A 23,405-nucleotide genomic window follows, 5' to 3' on the forward strand; every position below is an offset into this window, starting at 1 on the left:
TCATCGCGCGAAATTGCGCTGTCTAATCTTCATATGGGTTGGAAATGCTCATCTTGCCAAGGATTTCAACCTCTAACCCCTCCATTAGGGCCGCATCTTTGTCGCGAATGTGATCATATCCCAACAAATGTAACATACCATGAACCAATAAATGGCTGACATGAGCGGAAAATGTCTTGTTTTGCGCCACTGCTTCGCGGGCGCAGGTGTCGTAAGAAATCGCGATATCGCCCAATTCCGGATCATTTGGGACAAGCGGGACGCCACCGGCGGATTTTGCGGCCCGCTCTTCTGACGGCCAAGACAACACATTCGTTGGCTGCGACTTGTTGCGAAAGTCATCATTCAGAACAGCGATGCGGGCGTCGTCGCAGGCCAACAGGCTGACCTCAAATGCTTGATCCACAGGATCAGGCATCGCCAGATGAGCCATCGTTGCGCGGCAGGCATCAATCGCCAATGCCTCAAGCCCCGCCTCGATCCAGCGGTCGTCCTCGATCACAACATCCACGATCATGTCAGACGTCGCGGCCTTCTTGCCGCGCTTTTCGAACCATGGCCTTTTGGGCGGCATCGTCATACGCCTCGATGATTTTGGCGACCAGCGGATGGCGCACGACATCTTTCGACGTGAAATAGTTGAACGCGATCTGGTCAATGCCCTTCAGCAGCCCTTCGGCGTCGCGCAGGCCGCTATCGACCCCACGTGGCAAATCGACCTGAGACCGGTCGCCGGTAATCACCATCCGCGATCCTTCACCCAGCCGGGTCAGGAACATCTTCATCTGCATGGTCGTGGCGTTCTGGGCTTCGTCCAGAACAACGAAGGCGTTGGCCAGCGTGCGCCCGCGCATAAAGGCCAGCGGCGCGATCTCGATCCTTTTTTCTTCGATCAATTTCGCCACTTGCTTGCTTGGCAGAAAATCGTTCAGCGCATCATAAAGTGGTTGCATATAGGGATCGACCTTGTCCTTCATATCGCCCGGCAGATAGCCCAGCTTTTCGCCTGCCTCAACGGCGGGGCGACTCAGGATCATACGGTCCACATGTCCGCCAAGAAACATGTTCACGCCAACAGCAACCGCCAGATAGGTCTTACCCGTACCGGCCGGCCCGATGCCAAAGGCCAATTCGTTCTGAAACAGGTTCAGAACATAGGATTTCTGCGCCTCGGTGCGGGGTTCAATGGTTTTCTTTCGGGTCTTGATCTCGACCGGGCCACCTTTGAACATCTCGATCTGGTCGCCGTCACGCGTGCCGGTGTCTTCATCCGAGCCACCCATGCGAATCTCACCATCAATATCGCCGGGTTCAATGGCTTTACCGCTTTCCAACCGCTGATAAAGCGCCGCCAGAACCTCGCTCGCTTTTTCGCGCGCGCTGGCTTCACCAAACACAGACAGTTGATTGCCACGACGCACGATCTGCACGCCAAGATGGCTTTCTATATGGGTAAGGTTTTTGTCAAACTCGCCGCAGAGATCGATCAGCAGCCGATTGTCGGGAAATTCAAGCAACACTTCTTCGGCAGAGTTTGCGTCCGGGGTTGCAGTCAGATTTTCAAATCCCAATAGGGGTCTCCAATTCAGGTCCTATAAGGTGATGGTGCCAAGTGCGGCGAGCGGGTGCAAGCCCTCATCTCGTTTCTTTGCAAAGCGGACATAATTGCGCACGAGGTTTCGGCATCCAATTTCGATCTTGCTCAAGTCTTAGCTCAGCAGTTCACCGGCCAGTGAATTCGTACTGCTTTCAACAATTCTGACTTTGCGCAGATCACCAACCGCGGCGTTCGGGGCCGCAACATGGACAGCATGGAGGTGATCCGATTTGCCAACCATTTGCCCATCAAGGCGACCCTTCTTCTCGAACAAAACACCAACTTCTTTACCGACCATAGCGTGCTGGATAGCGCGCTGTTGTTCTGTAAGTAGCGCCTGCAACCTATGCAGACGCTCTGTAGCGACCGCATCGTCCACCAACGCGCGTTCGGCCGCAGGCGTGCCCGGGCGCGTGGAATATTTGAAGCTATATGCCTGCCCGTAATTCACCTCACGGATCAGGTTCATCGTGCCTTCAAAATCCTGATCGTCTTCTTCAGGGAAGCCGACGATAAAATCGCCAGACAAAAGGATATCCGGGCGCGCCTCGCGGATGCGTTCAATCACGCGCAGGTAGCTTTCGGCGGTGTGGCTGCGGTTCATCCGCTTCAGGATCTTGTCCGAGCCAGACTGCACCGGGAGGTGCAGGTAAGGCATGAGCTTGTCGCACGTCCCGTGCGCTTCGATCAGATCGTCGGTCATGTCATTTGGGTGGGAGGTGGTGAAACGGATACGCTCCAACCCATCGACGTCGTTCAAAGCCCAGATGAGACGCGCCAGTGACCAGTCACCGTCTGTGCCAGCGCCATGATAGGCGTTTACATTCTGGCCCAAGAGGGTGATTTCGCGAACGCCACGTTCGACCAGATCACGGGCTTCGTTCAGGATACGGTCGACCGGGCGGCTGACTTCGGCGCCACGGGTGTACGGTACAACACAGAAGGCACAAAACTTGTCACACCCTTCCTGAACCGTCAAAAACGCGGTTGGATTGCGCTTGGCTTTTTGCGCGTTTTGGCGCAGCGGCAAGTGTTCGAACTTGTCTTCTTCTGGAAAATCAGTGTCGAGCGCCTTTTCCCCTTTCGCCACCTGCTCCATCATCTGAGGCAAGCGGTGATAGGTTTGCGGCCCAACCACCAAATCGACCAGCGGCTGGCGACGCATGATCTCTTCGCCCTCGGCTTGGGCCACACATCCAGCGACCCCGATTTTCAAATCCGGGTTCTCGGCCTTCAGACCTTTGAACCGCCCAAGCTCGGAATATACCTTCTCCGCCGCTTTTTCGCGGATGTGGCAGGTATTGAGCAAGATCATGTCCGCATCATCCGGCGTGTCGGTTTCAACGTAACCGTCCGCACCCAACGCCTCGGACATGCGTTCACTGTCATAGACGTTCATCTGGCACCCGTAGGTCCTTATGAAGAGCTTTTTCTTATCAGACATGGCGCAGGTTCCTGCTGGATTGGGCTGTTGATCAGGGCCTGTGTCCTATACCAAAGTGTCTTCTGCCGCAACGCTTGCAAAAACCTTTGAAATAACGGCACTTTAACCCGAAAGTGGCAGAATCTAATGGAAAGAAAGTGTGGGTGATGCGGTATAAGGATCTGGCAGATTTTCTAAGCAAGGGCGCTGCAGCGTTGGCCAAAGGGCCTGTTGCGATGATCTTTGTCGAAGATCTGGTCGAGGTCGAGAGCACGATCCTACATCATCAGAAGGCCGGATTTGCCGCGCTTTTGGTATTTGCACCAGATGCGCTCCAACTGCCCAGCGCGCTCGAGGATACAATCCACCGCATCACCTATGCGGTCATCGAGATCGGTGCAGTGCAGCGGGCGGTCAATCAGGTCATCGCGGCCGCTCCGGGGATCTGGATGTATTATTGCTACAATGCTGAGTACCTGTTTTATCCCTTTTGTGAGACCCGCTCGATCGGGGAACTGTTGGCCTTTCAAACCGAAGAACGGCGCGACGCCGTTCTGAGCTATGTGGTGGACCTTTACGCAGATGATCTGAGCCAGCATCCTAACGCCGTTTCGCTTGAGCCTGCCTATCTCGATAAGTCGGGATATTATGCGCTGGGGCGTGAAGATGAAGTTTATCAGCTGCGGGATCGGCAACTTGATTTTTTCGGAGGATTGCGTTGGCGGTTCGAGGAACACATCCCCGCAGCACGGCGCAAAATCGACCGAATATCTCTATTTCGAGCCAAAAAGGGACTGGCCCTGCGAGATGATCACACGTTCAGCGATGAGGAATATAACACCTATGCCTGCCCTTGGCACAACAATATTACGGTCGCCATTGCAAGCTTCAGGGTTGCTAAGGCATTGAAATTAAATGCCGCCTCAAAGGACAACATTCAATCTTTCAAATGGCACAATTCTGTCGAGTTCGAATGGACATCTCAGCAGTTGCTGGATTTGGGGCTGATGGAGCCGGGGCAATGGTTCTAAGCGCTTGACGCGCCCCGCTTTACATCGACGTACAATCGGCTAGGCTTTCTTGCTCAATCGAGCACCCGCAAGGACTGCGGCCTCGGCATTCAATCACGACAATACGAGGCCATTATGAGCGAAGTAACCTCTGGCGCGACTGTGCGCATTCATTACACTGGCACCTTGGAGGACGGATCCGTCTTCGACAGTTCTGAAGGCCGGGAACCTTTGGAATTCACCGTTGGGTCCGGCATGATCATACCCGGATTGGACAAAGCTCTGCCGGGAATGAGCGTGGGTGAAAAGAAGAAAGTAACCATCGCACCTGAAGAGGCATACGGCCCGCGCCAAGACGATGCTTTGCTACAGGTGCCACGTGACGACATTCCGGCGGAGATCCCGCTTGAAGTTGGATTGCAACTTCAGATGACCGGACCGCAGGGTCAGCCCGTGCCGGTGACCGTGGTCGAAATGACGGATGACAGTGTTACGCTGGACGCCAATCACGCCTTGGCCGGCCGGACCTTGATCTTCGACTTCGAAGTAGTCGGCATCAACTAGGCTGGTGATCTGCAACCGGGGTTTGAGGGGCCTTGCCCCTCTGCCTGCGGCATTCACCCCAGGATATTTCAAACAAGAAAAACGCTGTGTGTTGGCTTACTTGCGGCGCAAACGAATGACGACATCCACCTTTGCAATCTCGGTGCCTTTGGGTGCGGTAGGAAGGCGCGAGATTTTAAGATCTTCGTCCGGTGCGTCCATCAGCTCTTCGGTATCTTCCCAGAAGAAGTGCGGGTGATTTGTGACGTTGGTATCGAAGTAGCTGCGCGCGCCATTCACCGTAATTTCGCGCAAAAGGCCTGCGTCCGAAAATACCCGAAGAGTGTTGTAGACCGTGGCAAGCGACACGCTGTCTGCACTGTCACGCGACGCATCATAGAGACTTTCAGCGGTAACGTGACGGTGCTGACCGTCACCAATCAACAATTGCGCCAAGGCGAGTCGCTGACGTGTTGGGCGAAGACCCGCGCTGGCAAGCCAGGCGGCCTCGGTCTCGTGATCCTGAAAATCCGTCATTGGGTGTCTGGTCCGCAATATTTCGCAAGTCTGTCGGGAATATAAGGCGCGACAAGCCAAAGCGCCAATTATTTTTGCTTTAGACTGTGACCTCGATGCCGCGCTGGCCCGCCCTGCCCTTGCGTCCGGCTTTAACCGGGTGATAGAGGGTGAAGGGAAGGAAAAGACTGATACGGGGCGGAGTGAATGGCGGATTATCCGACGAGTTTTGACAAAGAAGGTCTGTTGAAATGCGCGCGCGGCGAGTTGTTTGGCCCGGGCAATGCGCAGCTTCCGGCCCCTCCCATGCTAATGATGGATCGCATCACCGACATCTCGGGCGATGGTGGTGCCCATGGCAAAGGCCATGTGTTGGCCGAGTTTGACATCACGCCCGACCTTTGGTTCTTTGACTGTCACTTCCCTGGCAACCCGATTATGCCCGGCTGCCTTGGTCTTGATGGCCTTTGGCAGCTGACAGGCTTCAACCTTGGCTGGCGTGGCTGGCAGGGGCGCGGATATGCACTGGGTGTGGGCGAAGTCAAACTGACCGGAATGGTGCGCCCAGATCGTAAAATGCTGACTTACAAGATTGATTTCACCAAGGCGATCCAGACCCGCCGCCTGACCATGGGTGTGGCTGACGGTATTGTGGAAGCCGACGGAGAGGTTATCTATCAGGTCAAGGACATGAAAGTCGCCCTGTCAGAAAGCTGACGGGCCCACATGAGTTCTGGTGCTGCCCAGCAGCGCCACCATGCGAAGGAGTGCGCATATGCGTCGTGTCGTCGTTACCGGTCTGGGCATCGTCTCGGCCATCGGGAACAACAAAGACGAGGTTCTGACCTCGCTTAAGGCTGGTGCGTCCGGCATCACCGCCAATGAAGACATGGTTGAACATGGTTTTCGCAGCCAAATTGCGGGCATGCCCGATATCGACATTGCCGCCCATGTCGACAAGCGCACGTTGCGATTCATGGGGCCAGGTGCCGCATACGCACATATCGCGATGACACAAGCAATCGCGGATGCCGGTCTTGGTGAGGATGACGTGGTGAACCCACGCACTGGCTTGGTGGCTGGTTCAGGCGGCCCGTCTACCAGCGCGATGTTTACTGCACACCAAACCGCGCTGAAATCGGGCGCGACCAAGCGGATTGGACCGTTTGCAGTTCCCAAATGTATGGGGTCAACCATCTCGGCCAACCTTGCGACAGCCTTCAAGATCAAGGGCATCAATTACTCTATCACGTCTGCATGCTCGACATCTCTGCACTGCATAGGCAATGCAGCCGAACAGATCATGATGGGCAAACAGGATGTGATGTTCGCGGGTGGCGGAGAAGAGCTGGATTGGACATTGTCCTGTCTCTTTGATGCGATGGGGGCAATGTCGTCGAAGTATAACGACGCACCCGAAAAAGCATCTCGGGCATTTGACGCGGATCGCGATGGGTTCGTCATCGGCGGTGGCGGCGCCATCCTTGTGCTTGAAGACCTTGACCACGCCAAGGCGCGCGGTGCGAAAATCTATGCCGAAGTGACCGGTTATGGTGCGACATCGGATGGCCACGACATGGTCGCTCCATCCGGTGAAGGTGGCGAGCGCGCGATGCGGATTGCGCTGCAAACCCTGCCCGATGATCGAAAGGTGGGCTATATCAATGCCCATGGCACTTCGACCCCCGTAGGTGATGTCGGAGAAGTGGAAGCCGTGCGCCGTGTGTTCGGCGAAGGCACGACCCCTCCGATCAGCTCGACCAAATCGATGACAGGGCACAGCCAAGGGGCCACTGGTGCGCAAGAGGCCGTCTATTGCCTGTTGATGCTGGAACATGATTTCATCACACCATCGATCAACGTCGAGACGCTCGACCCAGGCATCAATGAAGGTGAGATTGCCACCTCGCTGGTGGAGGATGCCGGGCTTGATACCGTGATGACCAACAGTTTTGGGTTCGGCGGGACCAATGGCTCGATGCTTTTGAGCAAATACCGCGATTGATAACGACAACAAATTCGACGGACTGGGAGAGACTGGCATGGCAGGGCTAATGCAAGGCAAACGCGGCCTCATCATGGGGGTTGCCAATAACCGTTCGATCGCTTGGGGCATTGCGCAGGCGATGGCAAACGAGGGCGCAGAATTGGCGTTTTCCTATCAGGGTGACGCGTTTGGACAACGTGTGGCACCGCTCGCGGCCTCGCTCGGGTCAGACCTGCTTGTCGATATGGATGTGACGGACGACGAAGCACTGGACAGAGGGTTCAACGATTTATGGTCGAAATGGGACTCAATCGACTTTCTGGTCCACGCGATCGCCTATTCCGACAAGAACGAATTGACCGGTCGGTTTGTCGACACCAGCCGTGCCAACTTCAAAAACTCGATGGATATCAGCTGTTATTCACTGATTGAGGTTGCCCGCCGCGCCGCGCCGAAAATGACAGATGGCGGGACGATCCTGACGCTGACCTATGGCGGCTCGAACCGCGTGACGCCATTTTACAACGTAATGGGTGTGGCCAAGGCCGCGCTTGAGGCGTCGGTCCGCTATTTGGCAAATGATCTTGGCCCGGACGGTATCCGCGTCAATGCGATCTCACCCGGCCCGATGAAAACACTGGCGGGTGCAGCCATCGGCGGGGCGCGCAAAACCTTCCGCCACACCGAGGCAAACTCGCCTATGCGCCAAAACGCGACCTTGGACAGTATTGGCGGAACAGCGGTTTATCTGGCATCCGACTATGGCAACTGCACCACGGGCGAAGTGATCACCGTTGATTGTGGGTTCCATGTTCTTGGAATGCCGCAGCCCGAAAACCTTTAGGCCGCGTTCAATCGGTCAGATTTTTTCAAACACCCGCCCCTTGTGGCGGGTGTTTGCTTTGCAATGCTCTGGGCTTCTGCTTGCACCGCTTTCTGATCCGGTGCTTACTTCCAGAAAACAGCGAACGAACGAGACGATAGATGCAGCATTTCACCGCAAGGGATGGTCTGACGCTTGCCTACCGGGACGAAGGCGAAGGCCTGCCGATTCTGGCTTTGGCCGGGCTGACACGCAACTCGGATGATTTCAGTTTCGTAGCACCACATTTATCGCGTATCCGGCTGATCCGTATGGATTATCGCGGGCGCGGACAGTCTGATTGGGGGCCATATCAGACCTACACCGTTCCGCAAGAAGCTGACGATGCGCTGATGTTGCTCGACCATCTTGGCATTGACCAGGCTGCCATTCTGGGCACCTCGCGCGGCGGGCTGATCGCCATGGGGCTTGCAGCGACGGCCAAAGACCGGCTTTTGGGCGCATGCCTGAATGATATTGGTCCAGTGATCGACCCACAGGGCCTTGACTTCATCAAAGGTTTTTTGGGGCGCCGCCCGTCGGCACGCTTCTTCAAGGACGCATCAGATGCACGCGCACAGATTATGGAGGCGTCCGGCTTCCATGGCGTGCCGCCAGAACGTTGGGAGGCAGAAGTTCGCCATCTTTACACGCAAACGGAAAACGGGCTTCAAAACCGCTATGACCCAGCCCTGCGCGAGGCTGTTTTGGAAGCTGGCGCGCAGCCCATTCCGGACCTTTGGCCCTATTTCGATGCGTTGCAGGGCTTGCCACTGGCTTTGATCCACGGCGAAAACTCCGACATTCTCACCCCTGACACCGTCAACGAAATGCAGCGCCACAACCCGAAAATGCGCTATGCGCGTGTGCCTGATCGTGGGCACGTGCCGTTCCTGGATGAACCTGAAGCGCTTGAGGTCATCCACGACTGGCTGGAGGATATGCGTTGAACATCAACGAGATACGAGCCGCTGCAAGACGCAACGCAGGCCATGTCAGACGCACACCCCTTTTGACGTCCCCATTCCTTGACCAGATTGCCGGGCGGCAGGTGTTCATCAAACCGGAATGTCTACAGCACACTGGCAGTTTCAAATATCGCGGCGCGCATAATGCAATCGCCTCACTGGATGCAGCAAGCCGCCAACAAGGTGTGATCGCCTTCTCATCGGGCAACCATGCGCAGGGCATTGCCCTTGCCGCGCGCCAAAACGAAACCCCGGCAGTTGTCATTATGCCCAGTGACGCACCACAGCTAAAAATACGCAACACACGCGACTTGGGTGCTGAGGTCGTATTGTATGATCGTGCGTCAGAGGATCGGGACGCGATTGGTGCCAAAATCGCGCGCGAACGTAACCTCACCCTGATCAAGCCATTTGACAACGCGGACGTCATCGCCGGGCAAGGCACCGTCGGGCTTGAGATCGCCAATCAGGTGCGAGAGGCAGGTATTCAGGATACCGAGGTTCTTGTCCCCTGCGGCGGGGGCGGCTTAACGGCCGGGGTTGCATTGGCTCTTGAAACCGACGCACCAGATCTTCGCGTGCGTCCGGTGGAGCCTGCCGGGTTTGATGATGTGGTTAGATCGCTCGACAGCGGGAGGATTGAGAAAAATGCGCAGCTGTCTGGATCGGTCTGTGACGCAATCCTGACCCAATCCCCCGGAGAGTTAACTTTCCCCATCATCAAACGCCTGTGTGACAGTGGCTTAGCGGTTGCGGACGATGACTGTTTGCGCGCCATGGCACATGCCTTCACGCGCCTGAAACTGGTGATCGAGCCGGGCGGCGCGGTGGCTCTGGCTGCGGCACTTTTTCACCCATCGCTTATCACTGGCGATGCGGTTATCGTGGTTGTGTCGGGTGGCAACGTGGACGCCCCCGTTTTTACCAACGCCCTTAATCGTTTCGCCTGATCGGAGGCCCAAATGACCGACTTCACCATTGCTTCGTTTAACGTCAAAAACCTGATCGGAGCGGATCAGGAATACTATGAATTCCAGCGCTACACGCCCGAGGAATATGCCTGGAAACGGGATTGGATGGCCGATCAGATGATGTCTCTGGACGCCGATATTATCGGTTTTCAGGAGATTTTCGAAGAAGACGCCCTGTTGGATGTGATTGGCGAGGCGAATAACCGCGCGAGCGAATTGAACGCCGCGACGATCCCGGATGAAAGCAAGCGCTATCACCGCAAGGCAATTTTCCGCAAGCTTGCGGTGAAGCCATGGCCCAAGGATGGCCTTGCTTTTGCGCCGAACACTGCTGACGGAGAACCCGGCCATCGCCGCCCTGGCGTTGCGATCCTGTCGCGGTTTGGCTTTGTCGGCACGCCCGAAATCATTCAGGACTTGCCGGAGCCTTTGACCATCCCATTTACCGCGCTGCGCGGGCTGGAAGGCGAAGCTGGGCAATACGTCTTGAACCGTTTGTCCCGACCCGTTTTGAAAGCACGCATCCCAATTGGCGACAAGGTGGTCACCGTATTCAACTGCCATCTCAAATCCAAACTGGGCGAGTTTATCCGGCCTGACGGCGCAGAGTTCGCGCCCGAAGTTGATCTGACCAACTATGACGCGGTGGGGCGGGCTTTGGGGGCCGCGAGAGCCGCCATGCGCCGGATGGCCGAGGCTTGGGTTCTGCGCAAACTGGTCGTCGAGGAACTAAACGCTGGCAACCCCGTCGCCGTGTTGGGCGATTTCAACGACGGTGAACATGCGGTGAGCTCCGAGATCATCTCGGGCGAGGTGCCGTTTAAGAACTACGCTTGGATGCTGCGACATGACGCGAAGACCGACCGGGACAGGTATTCCAGGGAAGAAAGCAAGCAGATCACCCGCGATATTGAGGCTGTGCGCCTGCACTCTGCCGAGAAGCTCTTTGTGCGGAAATCCTTGCGTGACATGGTTTATACCTCGGCCTTCGGCGGTGTGTTCGAAAGCATCGATCAGATATTCCTGAGTCAACACTTCCATCCGGACAACACGGACCGGATCGCGGATATGACTTATTTCAGCGTGCTGAACGACCACATCACCGATGGGTCGCACCCAGAGGCCCCGTATAACAAACTCGCCTCTGATCACGGACAAATCATGGCTCATCTGACACTTCGTGATGGCCACGAATGATCGTCATTCCCGGCGAAGACAGTGTCGCGCTTAACGTTGATGTCACAGGGCCTGTTGACGGGCCTACGGTAGTTTTTGCCCACGCGCTGGGATCCGATCTGACGATGTGGGATGGCGTGGTCAACTTACTGCCTGCCCACCTTCGTCTGATCCGCATGGACATGCGCGGGCACGGTCAAAGCCCCTGCCCTGTCGGCCCTTACCCGATGGGTGATCTTGTTGGTGATGCCGCGCGCGCGCTCGATCAGTTGGGTGTTAAAGACTGCGTCTTCGTCGGCTTGTCCATTGGCGGCATGATCACGCAGGGACTTGCGGCAGAGCGGCTGGACCTTGTGCGCGCCATGGTCATCTCGAATACCGCAACGAAAATCGGCACACCTGCGATCTGGGCTGATCGGATCGACACCGTGCGCACAGGCGGGATCGAGGCTGTCATCGATGCCAACCTTGATCGCTGGTTTGCGCGTGCAACCAAGCACGATCACCCCGAGCTGCTGGACCAAGCCGCAGCCAAAATGCGCGCCACGCCACTGGACGGGTATCTTGGCTGTATGGAAGCCATCGCTGAAACCGATCTGTTTGAAAGCACCGCTCGCCTGCGCCTTCCAACGCTTGCCATCGCTGGGTCCGAAGACGGATCAACCCCGGCCGATCTGGTGCGTGAAACCTCAAATCTGATCCCCGGCGCGCGGTTTGAGCTGATGCGCGGCACAGGCCACATGCCGCCGGTCGAGAAACCAGAAGCCTACGCGGCCCTTTTGACAGATTTCTTGCGAAGCATCGGGCATATTAATTCCTGAACCTGTCGTTTTCGGCCCCTCATGTCGCTACTCGGTCGGCAAGCTCTGAATTTCCGCGCAAGCTTTGGTCAAACGCCTATGCTGACAGGAGCACCGCATGGACAAGATCAAAGCCGCCGTCTGCCATTCATTCGCAGAACCTCTTGTGATCGAAGAGATTTCGATCCGCGCACCTGAAGGCAGCGAGGTTGAGGTCACGCTGGATGCCGTCGCGATCTGCCACAGCGACATCTCGTATATTGACGGGGCATGGGGCGGCTCCCTGCCTGCCGTCTATGGCCACGAAGCGGCTGGCCGGATCACCAAGACCGGCGATCATGTAAAAGGACTGTCAGTCGGTGACCCGGTCGTGGTCACCCTGATCCGCGCGTGTCAGACTTGCCCAAGCTGTGCCTCCGGCTCGCCAGTAACTTGCGAAACATCTTATGACGGCGACCATGGCCCGATTAAGACCGCAGATGGTGGAAAACTGCATCAGGCCATGGCCACCGGCGGGTTTGCTGAACGTGTGGTGGTCGAACAAAGCCAAGTCGTGAAGCTGCCCGAGGGCTTTGCGATGGACGTCGCTTCACTTCTGGCTTGCGGAGTGATTACCGGCGTTGGGGCGGCCGTGAATGCGGCGAATATCCGTCCGGGTGATACTGTTGTGGTGATCGGCGCTGGCGGTGTGGGTCTGAACGCCATCCAAGGCGCGCGCATTGCCGGTGCTGCCCGTATCATCGCGGTCGATATGACCGAAGACAAACTGGACGCTGCTATCGAATTCGGTGCAACCGATGGCGTGCTCGCGACCGGGGACGCCCCGTGGAAGGCCGCCTTCAAGGCTGCGGGCCGTGGCGCGGATGCCGTGATGGTCACCGTGGGCGCGATCCCCGCTTACGACACCGCCCCGCGCTATCTTGCACCGGGCGGTAAGGTCATCATGCTCGGCATGCCCCATTCCGGTGATATGTCGACATACGAGCCCGTGGTGCTGGCCGCGCTTGGTCAGGGTATGGTCGGCTCGAAAATGGGAGACGTGGTGATCCAGCGTGACATCCCTTGGATGATCGACCTTTACCAACAGGGCCGACTAAAACTGGACGAGCTGATTTCGAACCACTGGCGTCTTGACCAGATTAACGAGGCCATCGCCGACACCAAATCAGGCGCGGCCCGGCGCAACGTCATCGTGTTTGATCGGAGCAAGTAGATGCGCCTGCAGGATCTTGAAATCTTCGTTGTCGCACCGCCCGCACCCGGCTGGGGCGGGCGCTATTGGATCTTTGTGAAAGTCACCACGGACACTGGTATCACCGGCTGGGGCGAGGTTTACGCCGCCTCCGTCGGGCCGGACGCCATGCTCACCGTGATTGAGGATGTTTTCATCCGCCACATGCGGGGCGAGAACCCAGAGAACATCGAACTGATGTACAGACGCGCGTACTCCGCCGGTTTCACACAGCGGCCAGACCTCACCGCCATGGGCGCGTTCTCGGGGTTAGAGATCGCGTGCTGGGATATCTTGGGCAAGGCACGGGACCGCCCTGTTTGGGCGCTTCTAGCCGGCAAAATGAACGAACGCCTGCGCTCCTACACCTATCTCTACCCCGATCCACACCACGCGCTGCCGGAGTTCTGGACGTCGCCCGAAATGGCCGCCGAAGCCGCGCTGACGCGTGTCGAGCAAGGCTTCACCGCGCTGAAATTCGACCCTGCAGGGCCATACACCATCCGGTCCGGCCACATGCCGTCGATGAAGGACATCACGCGTTCGGTCGCCTTTTGCAAAGCGATCCGCGAGGCCGTGGGCGACCGCGCAGACCTGCTGTTCGGCACCCACGGACAGTTCACAACGGGCGGCGCGATCCGCATGGCAGAAGCCATCGCGCCTTATTCGCCGCTGTGGTTCGAAGAACCCATCCCGCCAGACAACATCGCCGAAATGGCCAAGGTCGCACGCGCAAGCTCGACCCCTGTTGCCACAGGTGAGCGCTTGTCTACCAAAACCGAGTTTGCCGAGGTGCTTCGCCAAGGCGCCGCCTCGATCCTGCAACCCGCATTGGGCCGCGTCGGCGGCATATGGGAGGCCAAGAAGATCGCCGCCATCGCTGAGGTCCACAACGCCCTGATCGCCCCCCACCTTTACGCAGGCCCCATCGAATGGGCCGCAAACCTGCAACTCGGAGTCTCGATCCCCAACCTGCTGATGGTCGAAACCATCGAACAAGGCGGTGACTTCCACCTTGCCCTGATCGGAGGCACCATCCGCTGGGAAGGCGGCTTCGTGATCCCGCCTGAGGGACCCGGGCTGGGGATCGAACCAGACGAGGATCTGATGCGCGCTCATCCCTATACTGGCGACGGTCTACACCTTGAGGCGCAGGAGGAGCCGTGTAGCTATACCGACGAGAACTGTTTTGAGGGTGGGGCGCCGTCGAAACGGGGGTGATGCGCCGCAGCCGTTTAGAATAGCGAACTGGAGGCGACGTGCCCACCGATCGACAGGCAAGTCTGCGCCACGCGCCGGTCTTAGATGTCCGACGTTGGCGGTTGCGCGTCGATTGGTTCGACAACCGGCGCCTCAACTGTGCCAAAAATAGCTTCGCGCGCGGCGTTGAGATTTTCTAACCGACTCTTCATGCCAACTGTATCACCCGAGATCATCCAGACTGCGCCAAGCATCGCGGCATACATCTTCCAATCACCGAGGCTCTTTCCCGCTTGCGCCTTCAAAGCCTTCCTGAACGCGGGGTCGCCAGTGGCTTGCAGATTTGCGATCTGCGTTTCCAGTTCCAAGACATGCGCATTGAGCCGTCCAATCTCCTGCCGAAGTTCCTTTTCCAATGAAGGCGACAGTGAACTTTCCCTTACCTTTCCGCTGACCATCAGAAGAGACTGGGAAATCGCAGGCAAGCTTTGAAATGCGTCGGGCAAGTCATTGGCGCCTGTGTCATTAAGATAGCGACAGGTCGCTTCCCGGATGTCATGCGCGGCCGCCTTAATTTGGCTGGCGCTGATCGCGGGTGCACTTAGCAGGTGATCAACGGAAGATGGTTCCAGCTCCTTGTGACGCTCTTGTTTGGCAGCCCTTCCTAAGTCGAATTGTTCTCGGATCTGCCTGATCTTCTCCGCCATATGCTCGGGTCCCTTCTCCCAATCCTCATCGGGAATAAGGGCCACGCGGCGCTGAAGCTCCCAGTCGAGCGGTTTGCCGTCGAGAAAGCCTTGGTACCAGTCTCTCCAGAAGGACCAAGTGTGATTACGGTTTAATAGACGGTTATGGGTGGGCGCTGCTACAGCGATCCAATCAGGTTCGAACGGTTGGTGCCAAATCGGGCTCTCTCTTAGGTTTGCCAGTTCAATTTGCGCATCTTCTTGGGCGACAGCTCGAAAACTAGCGTCTGAATCTGAATTCTGCGCAATCACAAGCGCTGCAAATGCGGCGCTCAGACAGGCATCTGACGCGCTATCTTCTGTTTGCATTGCTTGAACGGCGGCTTTAGCAGCTGCATACGATGACCCCGCAGTACTGGCCGATAACTCCAATCCGAGTGAAATTTTCTCTATAGCAAAACTTGCTAGCCTGAGAACCTCGCGCATTTCACTCGACTTAGGAAATTTCGAGGCTACGAACGAAACCAATATTGCCCGTGCGCATTTCAGCGCGTAAGGCTCGAAATAGAATTCTATGGATGGTGGAATCAGTTCTTGCGTCGTTACTAATGGAAATACCCGAATTGCCGCACGAGAAGCAATAACAACCCTAAGCCGATCCGGCTGATGGTCAAGCCAACGCAGGAACTCCTCCTCTCCTTCAATCGCCAAGTTGGGCTCTCCATTAGGCTAAGACACACTTATTTTGGCGTGTCTGTGTTTGGGTGGTAGTTCAACGGTGCTTGACCGCCCCTCAAATCCCTTTAATACGCTGCACTATGACTGACCTAAAACACATCCGCAATTTCTCCATCGTCGCACATATCGACCATGGGAAATCCACGCTTGCTGACCGCTTGATCCAAGAGACGAACACCGTCGCGGATCGGGATATGAAAGAGCAGATGCTCGACAGTATGGATATCGAGCGGGAGCGCGGGATCACCATCAAGGCCAACACGGTGCGGATTGACTACACCGCCGACAGCGGGCAGGAATATGTCCTGAACCTGATCGACACCCCCGGCCACGTGGATTTCGCCTACGAGGTCAGCCGCTCCATGCGCGCCGTTGAAGGATCGCTGCTGGTTGTGGACTCGACCCAAGGGGTTGAGGCGCAGACGCTGGCGAATGTTTATCAAGCCATCGACGCGGACCACGACATCGTGCCGATCCTGAACAAGATCGACCTGCCCGCGTCCGATTGTGACCGCGTGGCAGAACAGATCGAAGACGTCATCGGTATCGACGCGACGGGTGCCATTCAGGTCTCGGCCAAAACCGGGCAAGGCATCCACGAAACCTTGGAAGCCATCGTCAACGAACTGCCCGCCCCGCAAGGTGACGCCGACGCGCCGCTGAAAGCGATGTTGGTGGACAGTTGGTATGATGCGTACCTTGGCGTGATCGTCTTGATCCGTGTGATCGACGGCAAGCTGAAGAAGGGCGACCGCATCCGCATGATCTCGACCAATGCTGTTTATCCTGTGGACCGTATAGGCGTATTCACGCCTGCCATGACGCCGATCGACATTCTGGGGCCGGGTGAAATCGGGTTCCTGACGGCCTCGATCAAGCAGGTGCGCGACACGCGGGTGGGCGACACGATCACCCATGAGCGCAAAGGGACCGAGGACGCATTGCCGGGCTTCAAACCGGCGCAACCCGTGGTGTTCTGTGGCTTGTTCCCTGTTGACGCGGCCGAGTTCGAGGACCTGCGCGACAGCATCGAAAAGCTCGCCCTGAACGACGCGTCTTTTAGTTACGAGATGGAGACCTCCGCCGCGCTGGGCTTTGGTTTCCGTTGCGGCTTCTTGGGGCTTTTGCACCTTGAGGTGATCCGCGACCGGATCGAGCGTGAATACAACATCAATCTGATCACCACCGCGCCGTCGGTGATCTATCACGTCTTCATGAAAGACGGCTCGCAGATCGAGCTGCACAACCCCGCCGACATGCCTGACCTGTCGACCGTCGACCATATGGAAGAGCCGCGCATCAAGGCGACGATCCTTGTGCCGGACGAGTATCTGGGCGACGTGCTGAAACTGTGTCAGGACCGCCGGGGCATTCAGCTGGACCTGACATACGCCGGATCACGCGCCATGGTCGTCTATGACCTGCCGTTGAATGAAGTTGTGTTCGACTTCTATGATCGCCTGAAATCCGTAACAAAGGGTTACGCGTCGTTTGACTATCAGATGGAGGGCTATCGCGAGGACAATCTGGTCAAGATGTCGATCCTTGTGAATGACGAACCCGTCGACGCGCTGTCCACCATGGTTCACCGTGACCGCGCCGAAATGCGTGGCCGCGCGATGGTTGAAAAGCTGAAAGATCTGATCCCGCGTCACATGTTCAAAATCCCGATCCAAGCGGCGATTGGCGGCAAGGTGATCGCGCGCGAGACCCTCTCCGCCCTGCGCAAAGACGTGACCGCGAAATGCTACGGCGGCGACGCGACCCGGAAGAAAAAACTGCTGGAGAAGCAGAAGGCGGGTAAGAAGAAGATGCGCCAGTTCGGGAAAGTGGATATTCCTCAGGAGGCGTTTATCAGCGCGCTTAAGATGGATGATTAGAACAAAATTGGCCGCGTATGCGGTGGGTCATTCGCTACCGCGCACGTCAACTCTGAACTCGAATTAGCTTGCAATGAATTCAAGCGCTTGTGGGCAACTACTTTGAAGCTTCAATTTCGTCTGATATCGAAAACTTCGCTTCTTTAGATATCTCTTCGATCCATTCGAGTTGCCGCCTGAAAACAAAGAAATCGAGGTCAAGGTCGAGTTTTTCAATCACAGAGTTATTTGCTCGCGATCTTCTGCTTGGACAGTAAGTTCCACTATGTAGTTCTTTTAGGAATAATGCTGTGTTTGGCAGGAATGACTCGTCAAAAACATAGTAAACTGGGTTGTCCGAACCCAACGAAACGGTTCTTTTTTTTGCATCTTTAAGTTCTTGCGGTGGGGATTTCCACGGAATTAAACCAACCCGTTTGAATTTTTCATGCTGGGTTTCGTAATTTTCTGGATCAATGGTCGCAAAGAAATAGTCCGGGAAGTCGCCTTCTTCGCCAAGATATTTTTCGAAAAGTAGATTAAATGCGGCAACAGATATGAAGATGTCTTGGAGGTCAAAGCCGCCTAATCCAGCGGCGCCCGGAACTCTAATCGAACCAATTTCGACATACTTGGCGTCCATCAGATCGTACTGCAGTGCACATCCTGACACCGCCGCATTGTGATTTGCTGGATGCTCAGCAAGCAGAGCGCGTCCATTTTCAAGTACAAGTTCAATCGCTTCTTTTCTTCGCTTGGCAACCATGCCATGGCGATATTTTGTTAAAAATTTCTCGATTGCTTTGAAAGTTGGTGTGACGTCTTCAATCTTCGCAGCCGCTGAGCGCATTCGCGCGCTTATACTTGTTCCGTTAATCAATTTCCGCCCCGCTAATACCTCGCGAGTAAGCATGGCAAATTCGAGATTGACTGACAACACAAATAGGTGAACACGCAATAATTGTCACGTGCTGTGGTTGAAACTTTATGTGCTAACATCGACATATTGCCTTGAAGTGAACAAAATGTCAAGATATCGACATTAGTGTACCGCTTATCACTAATGGCTGATTCTATGCATCGGCCTTGGATCATGTGCACACAGGAGTTTATTATGGAACCCGATTTTTTTCAATGCGAGGCCGTTGACGTAACGGTTGATCACCTAACAAAAGTTAGGGGCTTGTTTCAGCGTTTCGAACCTGGGAACGACGCACAATTCATAACCTTCCTTAAGTTATGTCCGAGTGTTGAAGTTTCGCATAGGCAACTAGCTGATCTTGCGGATAAATCGCCTGTAACAATTAAACGCTGGTTGGATGGTTCCAAAGCGGGGAAATATACACAACGTGGTCTTGTTGCAGATGTCGTGGAATTGCTAAATGCGCGGCTATCAAATTTGACTGAGGCGGCTTAACCACTGTCTACCTGCCCCCTCTGCGCCTCAGACGCCCCTCTTTCATCCGTCCCCGGCGGACCTGAGGGCGCGTCCGTGGACATTTGCGCCACCTGTGCCGCTCAGATCGACGGCACACCTGACGAGACCCATTGGCGCGGGCTTGCGTCCTCGATGTGGTCCGAGGATGTGGCGGTTCAGGTGGTGTCTGTGCGGATGTTGAAGCGGTTGGACGCCTCTTGGGCGCAGGATTTGCTGGACCAAGTGTATCTGGACGAGGACACGCAGGCGTGGGTCGACAATGTCGCCGCGGCCTCCAATCACAAAGATGCCAATGGGGCGGTGCTGAACCAAGGTGACAACGTGGTGTTGATCAAAGACCTGCCCGTGAAGGGCGCGGGGTTCACGGCGAAGCGCGGCACGGCGGTGCGGGGGATCAGCCTTGTGGCGGACAACCCGGACCATATCGAGGGCCGCGTTGAAGGGCAGCGCATTGTCATACTGACGCAGTTCGTGAAGAAGAGGTAGGCAGGGCAGGGTCTGTCGGCTATGTCGCCTGGCAAGGAGGCCCCTCATGCGCTCACCGCTATTCAAAATCGTCATGACATTTTACGGGATCATCGGGTCCACATTGGCCTCGGTTCTGGTGGTGATCGCGTTGGTGAACGGCGTATCGGGTCTGTGGCCATTGCTGGGCGCGGCGGCGGTTGGCTTCGTCGTCGGATTGCCGGTGAGTTACTATGTCGCGCGCGCAATGATGGGTGATTGATCCGGATCAAAGTGGCGCGGCAGGATTGGGTGCACAACACTTGCGAATATTTGCAAGGAGAATGTCATGTTCCGTCTCGCCGCCGTTATCTACATCCTGCTTAGTGCTACGCTGGCCGGGATCTTCATCATCGTCGCCTTGACGCTGGGCATGGGGACGCTTCAACCCATCCTGTGGGCAGCATTGGCGGGTTTTGTGGTCGCTTTGCCAGCCTCGTGGGTGGTGGCGCGCCAGATCAACGGCTAACCGGTCGTTTTCCTGTTGAAAGGGGACGTGCACCAAGGGTAAGGATTTGGTGTGCGGTCCCGTAGCTCAACTGGATAGAGCATCTGCCTTCTAAGCAGAGGGTTGGGGGTTCGAGTCCTCCCGGGATCGCCAGTCGCCATACGCCAACGGGGGTACTCATCAAATTGCCGCCTCACTGGAATTGGAAGTCTCCCTCGGTCATGTCGATGGCAAGCGTATTCTCAACCAAGATTGTATCTCCACTCCCATAGTCAATAATTGCGCCGGCTGAGCTGTCAGAGATGTTGAGGTCGCTATATCTGATGTTACCCCCGGTGAAGCGAATCACTTCGGCATTCTGTTGGAAGTTGCGGATCGTATCGTCACCGTCAGCGGCCTCTCCGCGAATAGCCGTTGTCCCGTAATTCGACCGCACAACATGGGTGTCATTTCCGCCAGAGCCGCAAATCCGAGCAAAGCCCCCGGCTATAGCAAACCAAATCATATACGGGTGGAAAAGAAAAAAGGCCGACACAAAGAGTGGTGTCCATGAGACATCCATCACCGCTGGCGACGCTCAGAAAGCACGTACCGCTTCTACGTCCTGCAAACCACGCGCCGCCGCTTTCGAGGCGGATCTTGGGGCGGTCAACATGGCAAGAAAGATGTCCTCGCCAAGTCGCATATCCAAGTCCGTGCCGATTCTGGTGTTAATGCGCTCGCGAACATAATCCAGAAGTCCACATGCGACATAAAGGACAATGAGCAAGGCAAAAAGCACCAGAAGCGTAGCCTCCGAGCGGCTACTCAATACCCGATCGTAAACCTGAAGCATAAAAAGGGGCCGGTCTGGAAAAGCAGGTTTGCGAAGAAACCAAACACAAATGACCAGGACAGGACAGCGCGACGTCAGCTCGGACCAACATAATAGGTGCGACGTTCACACACCCTCATATCGCTATACCCGTCGGTTACAACGCTGACAAACCAGCATTGGTATCCAAAAGAAACTGCCGGAAAACCGGGCTGCTAGCGGCCCCTATCTCGCGGGCGTGCGTGCCAATACTACCGGCCTCTATCCGCGGAGGAATGAGACCTCGCGTGTCTTGGTTGACGATGTATCGTCGTACCCTCTCGACGAGTTCGTCGCGGATTTCGGCGGGGAATGCGCCATCGACCAGAATTGCCTCAAAGTCGAAGACAGAACATACAGAGAGAGACGCCTTCGCGAGCTCTTGTGCAGTTTGCCCAATCCAAGGTTCGACATATCGTGACAGCGCCCGCCAGTCTTGCGGCTGCTGCCAAAGCAGGTTGGCATCCAGACCCGCGTCGACAATACGGCTTTCAAGAACGTGGATAGATGCAACATCAATCAACTGCCGGCTTTCACCCAACGGGCCCGTGGCGCGCATCGAGCCAAGCGCGCCAGCATTGCCTTGGTTTCCCTCGAACACCGTATGGTTCATCACGATACCACCACCGATAAATGAGCCGATGAAAAAATATGCATAGTCCTGAAATTCTTTACCACGACCAAACAGATGCTCTGCGCGGCAGGCCGCCGTGGTGTCATTAACCATGAGCACTGGCAGGTCGCTAAATCCAGCGATCTCACGGGCGAAGTCGACATCTCGCCAAGAGCGGAACTTCTTGGCCGGTGCTCCTACCAAATCATTCCACTTCCAAAGTTCGAACGGCGCTGCGATCCCAATCCCACAAACGCGTGATCGCGCGTCTTCGCTCAAGCCCTCGACAAGCGTGGACATACCCTCTTGGATAAATCCAAATACCATTTCGGGCAGCGGGTAGTCATAGGCAGTATGCAACCGAGCATGCACCTGACCTGCAAAATCAAGCAACAAGAGATCGGCACTACGGCGCCCGATCTTCAAGCCCAGCGAAAACACCCCATTGGGATTAAGGTCCATGGGTATTGATGGCTTCCCAACCTTACCGCGTACCGGGTCCCCGCGTAGCAGCAGACCATCGGTTTCCAGCTTGCGTAAGATGGTGGAAACAGCCGGTGGCGAAAGCCCCACACGTCGCGCAAGGGCAACGCCGGACATCGCGCCATGTCTCTGCAAAACAGACAAAATAAGACGCTCATTATGGTCGCGAACCCCGCTCTGGTTCACGCCACTGCTGAAGACTCTGATCTTACCGCCATCCATACGGCCCACCATATTCATCTCCTATCGCAATAGGAAGATAGCGCGCCCTCATTAATTAATAAAGTTTATTTATATATTGACAGGTGCATGAGAATCGGACTTCCTTAACGGCAACTTGTGGCAGCTTTTGCACAGGTGTGGTTCGGGTCGATCCCGACCAAATAGATTAACAGTTCCAAGGGAGGATACTATGAAGTCATTGCTAACCACATCAGCGCTGATCTTGTCGACGCTTGCTACCACGGCCGCAGCCGAGGACGTCAGTGCATGCCTAATCACCAAAACAGACACGAACCCCTTCTTCGTCAAAATGCGTGAGGGCGCGACTGCTAAGGCAGAAGAGTTAGGCATCAAGCTGAACAGCTATGCCGGCAAGGTCGATGGGGATCACGAAACGCAGGTGGCAGCGATCGAGACCTGCATCGCCAACGGCGCAAAGGGCATTCTTCTGACCGCATCTGATACAAGCTCCATCGTGCCAGCCGTACAGCAGGCACGCGATGCGGGCTTGTTGGTCATCGCGTTGGACACGCCGTTAGAGCCAATCGATTCGGCCGACATGACCTTCGCCACCGATAACTTCCTGGCCGGGGAACTGATCGGCAAGTGGGCGGCCGCCGCCCTTGGCGACGAAGCAGCAAATGCCAAAATCGGCATGCTGGACCTTGCAGTTAGCCAGCCAACAGTGGGCGTGCTGCGCGATCAAGGCTTTTTGCAGGGCTTTGGCATCGACCTTGGAGATCCCAGCAAGTGGGGTGATGAAACCGACCCACGTATCGTGGGCAACGATATTACCGCGGGTAACGAAGAAGGTGGCCGCAAGGCGATGGAAAACCTGTTGGCCAAGGATCCGATGATCAACGTGGTTTACACGATCAACGAACCCGCCGCCGCTGGTGCCTATGAGGCGTTGAAATCCATCGGGCGCGAAAACGACGTCCTGATCGTATCAGTCGATGGTGGTTGCCCCGGTGTGGCCAATGTCAAAGACGGGGTGATCGGTGCGACATCGCAGCAGTATCCACTTCTGATGGCCTCCAAAGGCATTGAGGCGATTGCGGCTTGGGCCAACGATGGCACCAAGCCACAAGCCAGCGAAGGAAAAGAGTTCTTTGACACTGGTGTCACCTTAATCACGGACAAACCAGTGGACGGTGTCGACAGCATTGACTCGGCCAAGGGCACTGAGCTTTGCTGGGGTTAACGACCCCGCATCGTTAAACAATTAGGGATTTGGGCGGAATTACAACCGCCCATCCCGAATTTCCGTGATATTT

Annotated in this window: 26 protein-coding genes and 1 tRNA gene; 18 read left to right on the top strand and 9 right to left on the bottom strand. The window is 56.1% G+C overall.

Features of this window, described 5'->3' with window-relative positions; genetic code table 11:
* Positions 1-22 precede the first annotated feature (22 nt).
* From ybeY to miaB, 3 genes are all read right to left on the bottom strand, one after another.
* Positions 23-517, bottom strand: coding sequence for an rRNA maturation RNase YbeY (ybeY, locus tag V6N04_RS01280; protein ID WP_371168620.1), 495 nt, complete (start codon positions 515-517; stop codon positions 23-25).
* A 1-nt stretch (position 518) separates the two neighbouring features.
* The gene (locus tag V6N04_RS01285; RefSeq protein ID WP_371168303.1) at positions 519-1,571 is read right to left on the bottom strand and encodes a PhoH family protein; all 1,053 of its coding nucleotides are present in this window, start codon (positions 1,569-1,571) and stop codon (positions 519-521) included.
* Between the two features lie 138 nt (positions 1,572-1,709).
* Positions 1,710-3,041 carry a tRNA (N6-isopentenyl adenosine(37)-C2)-methylthiotransferase MiaB gene (miaB, locus tag V6N04_RS01290; protein WP_371168304.1) on the bottom strand — a complete coding sequence of 444 codons (1,332 nt, stop codon included), beginning with the start codon at positions 3,039-3,041 and terminating at the stop codon, positions 1,710-1,712.
* A gap of 146 nt (positions 3,042-3,187) precedes the next feature.
* On the opposite strand from miaB, the gene V6N04_RS01295 reads away from it, so the two are divergent.
* Complete coding sequence (locus V6N04_RS01295; protein ID WP_371168305.1) at positions 3,188-4,051, top strand: hypothetical protein; 864 nt, start codon at positions 3,188-3,190, stop codon at positions 4,049-4,051.
* 114 nt (positions 4,052-4,165) lie between these two features.
* Positions 4,166-4,594 (top strand): FKBP-type peptidyl-prolyl cis-trans isomerase, encoded by a 429-nt coding sequence (locus tag V6N04_RS01300; RefSeq protein ID WP_371168306.1) that lies wholly within the window; start codon positions 4,166-4,168, stop codon positions 4,592-4,594.
* 96 nt (positions 4,595-4,690) lie between these two features.
* Here V6N04_RS01300 and irrA read toward each other — a convergent pair whose 3' ends face one another.
* On the bottom strand, positions 4,691-5,110 hold the full coding sequence (gene irrA, locus V6N04_RS01305; protein ID WP_371168307.1) for an iron response transcriptional regulator IrrA: 420 nt from the start codon (positions 5,108-5,110) through the stop codon (positions 4,691-4,693).
* A 186-nt stretch (positions 5,111-5,296) separates the two neighbouring features.
* Between irrA and fabA the strand changes: the two genes are divergently transcribed.
* The 9 genes from fabA (at position 5,297) to V6N04_RS01350 (ending at position 14,305) form a co-directional block, all read left to right on the top strand.
* Positions 5,297-5,806 (top strand): bifunctional 3-hydroxydecanoyl-ACP dehydratase/trans-2-decenoyl-ACP isomerase, encoded by a 510-nt coding sequence (gene fabA / locus V6N04_RS01310; RefSeq protein WP_371168308.1) that lies wholly within the window; start codon positions 5,297-5,299, stop codon positions 5,804-5,806.
* A 58-nt stretch (positions 5,807-5,864) separates the two neighbouring features.
* On the top strand, positions 5,865-7,094 hold the full coding sequence (gene fabB / locus V6N04_RS01315; RefSeq protein ID WP_371168309.1) for a beta-ketoacyl-ACP synthase I: 1,230 nt from the start codon (positions 5,865-5,867) through the stop codon (positions 7,092-7,094).
* 37 nt (positions 7,095-7,131) lie between these two features.
* A complete protein-coding gene (locus V6N04_RS01320) occupies positions 7,132-7,920 on the top strand; it encodes an enoyl-ACP reductase FabI (protein WP_371168310.1) in 789 nt (262 codons plus the stop codon).
* 140 nt (positions 7,921-8,060) lie between these two features.
* The gene (locus V6N04_RS01325; RefSeq protein ID WP_371168311.1) at positions 8,061-8,888 is read left to right on the top strand and encodes an alpha/beta fold hydrolase; all 828 of its coding nucleotides are present in this window, start codon (positions 8,061-8,063) and stop codon (positions 8,886-8,888) included.
* Complete coding sequence (locus tag V6N04_RS01330; RefSeq protein ID WP_371168312.1) at positions 8,885-9,856, top strand: threonine ammonia-lyase; 972 nt, start codon at positions 8,885-8,887, stop codon at positions 9,854-9,856. Before V6N04_RS01325 ends, V6N04_RS01330 begins: the two co-directional genes overlap by 4 nt.
* 12 nt (positions 9,857-9,868) lie before the next feature.
* Positions 9,869-11,074 carry an endonuclease/exonuclease/phosphatase family protein gene (locus V6N04_RS01335; protein WP_371168313.1) on the top strand — a complete coding sequence of 402 codons (1,206 nt, stop codon included), beginning with the start codon at positions 9,869-9,871 and terminating at the stop codon, positions 11,072-11,074.
* Positions 11,071-11,874: a 3-oxoadipate enol-lactonase gene (pcaD, locus tag V6N04_RS01340; RefSeq protein ID WP_371168314.1), complete on the top strand. Its 804-nt coding sequence runs from the start codon at positions 11,071-11,073 to the stop codon at positions 11,872-11,874. The genes V6N04_RS01335 and pcaD overlap by 4 nt, the downstream gene beginning before the upstream one ends.
* A 97-nt stretch (positions 11,875-11,971) precedes the next feature.
* On the top strand, positions 11,972-13,066 hold the full coding sequence (locus V6N04_RS01345; RefSeq protein WP_371168315.1) for an alcohol dehydrogenase catalytic domain-containing protein: 1,095 nt from the start codon (positions 11,972-11,974) through the stop codon (positions 13,064-13,066).
* Positions 13,067-14,305: a mandelate racemase/muconate lactonizing enzyme family protein gene (locus tag V6N04_RS01350; RefSeq protein WP_371168316.1), complete on the top strand. Its 1,239-nt coding sequence runs from the start codon at positions 13,067-13,069 to the stop codon at positions 14,303-14,305.
* Between the two features lie 80 nt (positions 14,306-14,385).
* Here the strand turns inward: V6N04_RS01350 and V6N04_RS01355 are convergent, their stop codons facing one another.
* A complete protein-coding gene (locus tag V6N04_RS01355) occupies positions 14,386-15,681 on the bottom strand; it encodes a hypothetical protein (protein ID WP_371168317.1) in 1,296 nt (431 codons plus the stop codon).
* Positions 15,682-15,788: 107 nt separating this feature from the next.
* Between V6N04_RS01355 and lepA the strand changes: the two genes are divergently transcribed.
* Positions 15,789-17,588 carry a translation elongation factor 4 gene (gene lepA / locus V6N04_RS01360; protein WP_371168318.1) on the top strand — a complete coding sequence of 600 codons (1,800 nt, stop codon included), beginning with the start codon at positions 15,789-15,791 and terminating at the stop codon, positions 17,586-17,588.
* A 97-nt stretch (positions 17,589-17,685) separates the two neighbouring features.
* On the opposite strand, the gene V6N04_RS01365 is transcribed toward lepA, so the two are convergent.
* Entirely contained in the window at positions 17,686-18,480 is a 795-nt protein-coding gene (locus V6N04_RS01365) for a hypothetical protein (protein WP_371168319.1), read from the bottom strand.
* A 201-nt stretch (positions 18,481-18,681) separates the two neighbouring features.
* Between V6N04_RS01365 and V6N04_RS01370 the strand changes: the two genes are divergently transcribed.
* From V6N04_RS01370 to V6N04_RS01390, 5 genes are all read left to right on the top strand, one after another.
* Positions 18,682-18,984, top strand: coding sequence for a hypothetical protein (locus V6N04_RS01370; RefSeq protein ID WP_371168320.1), 303 nt, complete (start codon positions 18,682-18,684; stop codon positions 18,982-18,984).
* A gap of 3 nt (positions 18,985-18,987) precedes the next feature.
* Positions 18,988-19,491, top strand: coding sequence for a PhnA domain-containing protein (locus tag V6N04_RS01375; protein ID WP_371168621.1), 504 nt, complete (start codon positions 18,988-18,990; stop codon positions 19,489-19,491).
* A 46-nt stretch (positions 19,492-19,537) separates the two neighbouring features.
* On the top strand, positions 19,538-19,732 hold the full coding sequence (locus tag V6N04_RS01380; protein WP_371168321.1) for a CTP synthetase: 195 nt from the start codon (positions 19,538-19,540) through the stop codon (positions 19,730-19,732).
* 66 nt (positions 19,733-19,798) lie between these two features.
* Entirely contained in the window at positions 19,799-19,978 is a 180-nt protein-coding gene (locus V6N04_RS01385; RefSeq protein ID WP_371168322.1) for a CTP synthetase, read from the top strand.
* A 55-nt stretch (positions 19,979-20,033) separates the two neighbouring features.
* A tRNA-Arg gene (locus V6N04_RS01390) sits at positions 20,034-20,110 on the top strand.
* Positions 20,111-20,150: 40 nt separating this feature from the next.
* Here the strand turns inward: V6N04_RS01390 and V6N04_RS01395 are convergent.
* The 3 genes from V6N04_RS01395 to V6N04_RS01405 all read right to left on the bottom strand — a co-directional run bounded on the left by V6N04_RS01395 (position 20,151) and on the right by V6N04_RS01405 (position 22,128).
* A complete protein-coding gene (locus tag V6N04_RS01395) occupies positions 20,151-20,492 on the bottom strand; it encodes a hypothetical protein (protein ID WP_371168323.1) in 342 nt (113 codons plus the stop codon).
* Positions 20,493-20,534: 42 nt separating this feature from the next.
* Entirely contained in the window at positions 20,535-20,768 is a 234-nt protein-coding gene (locus V6N04_RS01400) for a 6TM ABC transporter family protein (RefSeq protein WP_371168324.1), read from the bottom strand.
* Positions 20,769-20,928: 160 nt separating this feature from the next.
* Complete coding sequence (locus V6N04_RS01405; protein WP_371168622.1) at positions 20,929-22,128, bottom strand: ROK family transcriptional regulator; 1,200 nt, start codon at positions 22,126-22,128, stop codon at positions 20,929-20,931.
* A 190-nt stretch (positions 22,129-22,318) separates the two neighbouring features.
* Between V6N04_RS01405 and V6N04_RS01410 the strand changes: the two genes are divergently transcribed.
* On the top strand, positions 22,319-23,332 hold the full coding sequence (locus V6N04_RS01410) for a sugar ABC transporter substrate-binding protein (RefSeq protein WP_371168325.1): 1,014 nt from the start codon (positions 22,319-22,321) through the stop codon (positions 23,330-23,332).
* The last annotated feature ends 73 nt before the right edge of the window (positions 23,333-23,405 follow it).

The organism is Aliiroseovarius conchicola (assembly GCF_041403445.1).
In the GTDB taxonomy this organism is placed as follows: Bacteria; Pseudomonadota; Alphaproteobacteria; order Rhodobacterales; family Rhodobacteraceae; genus Aliiroseovarius; species Aliiroseovarius conchicola.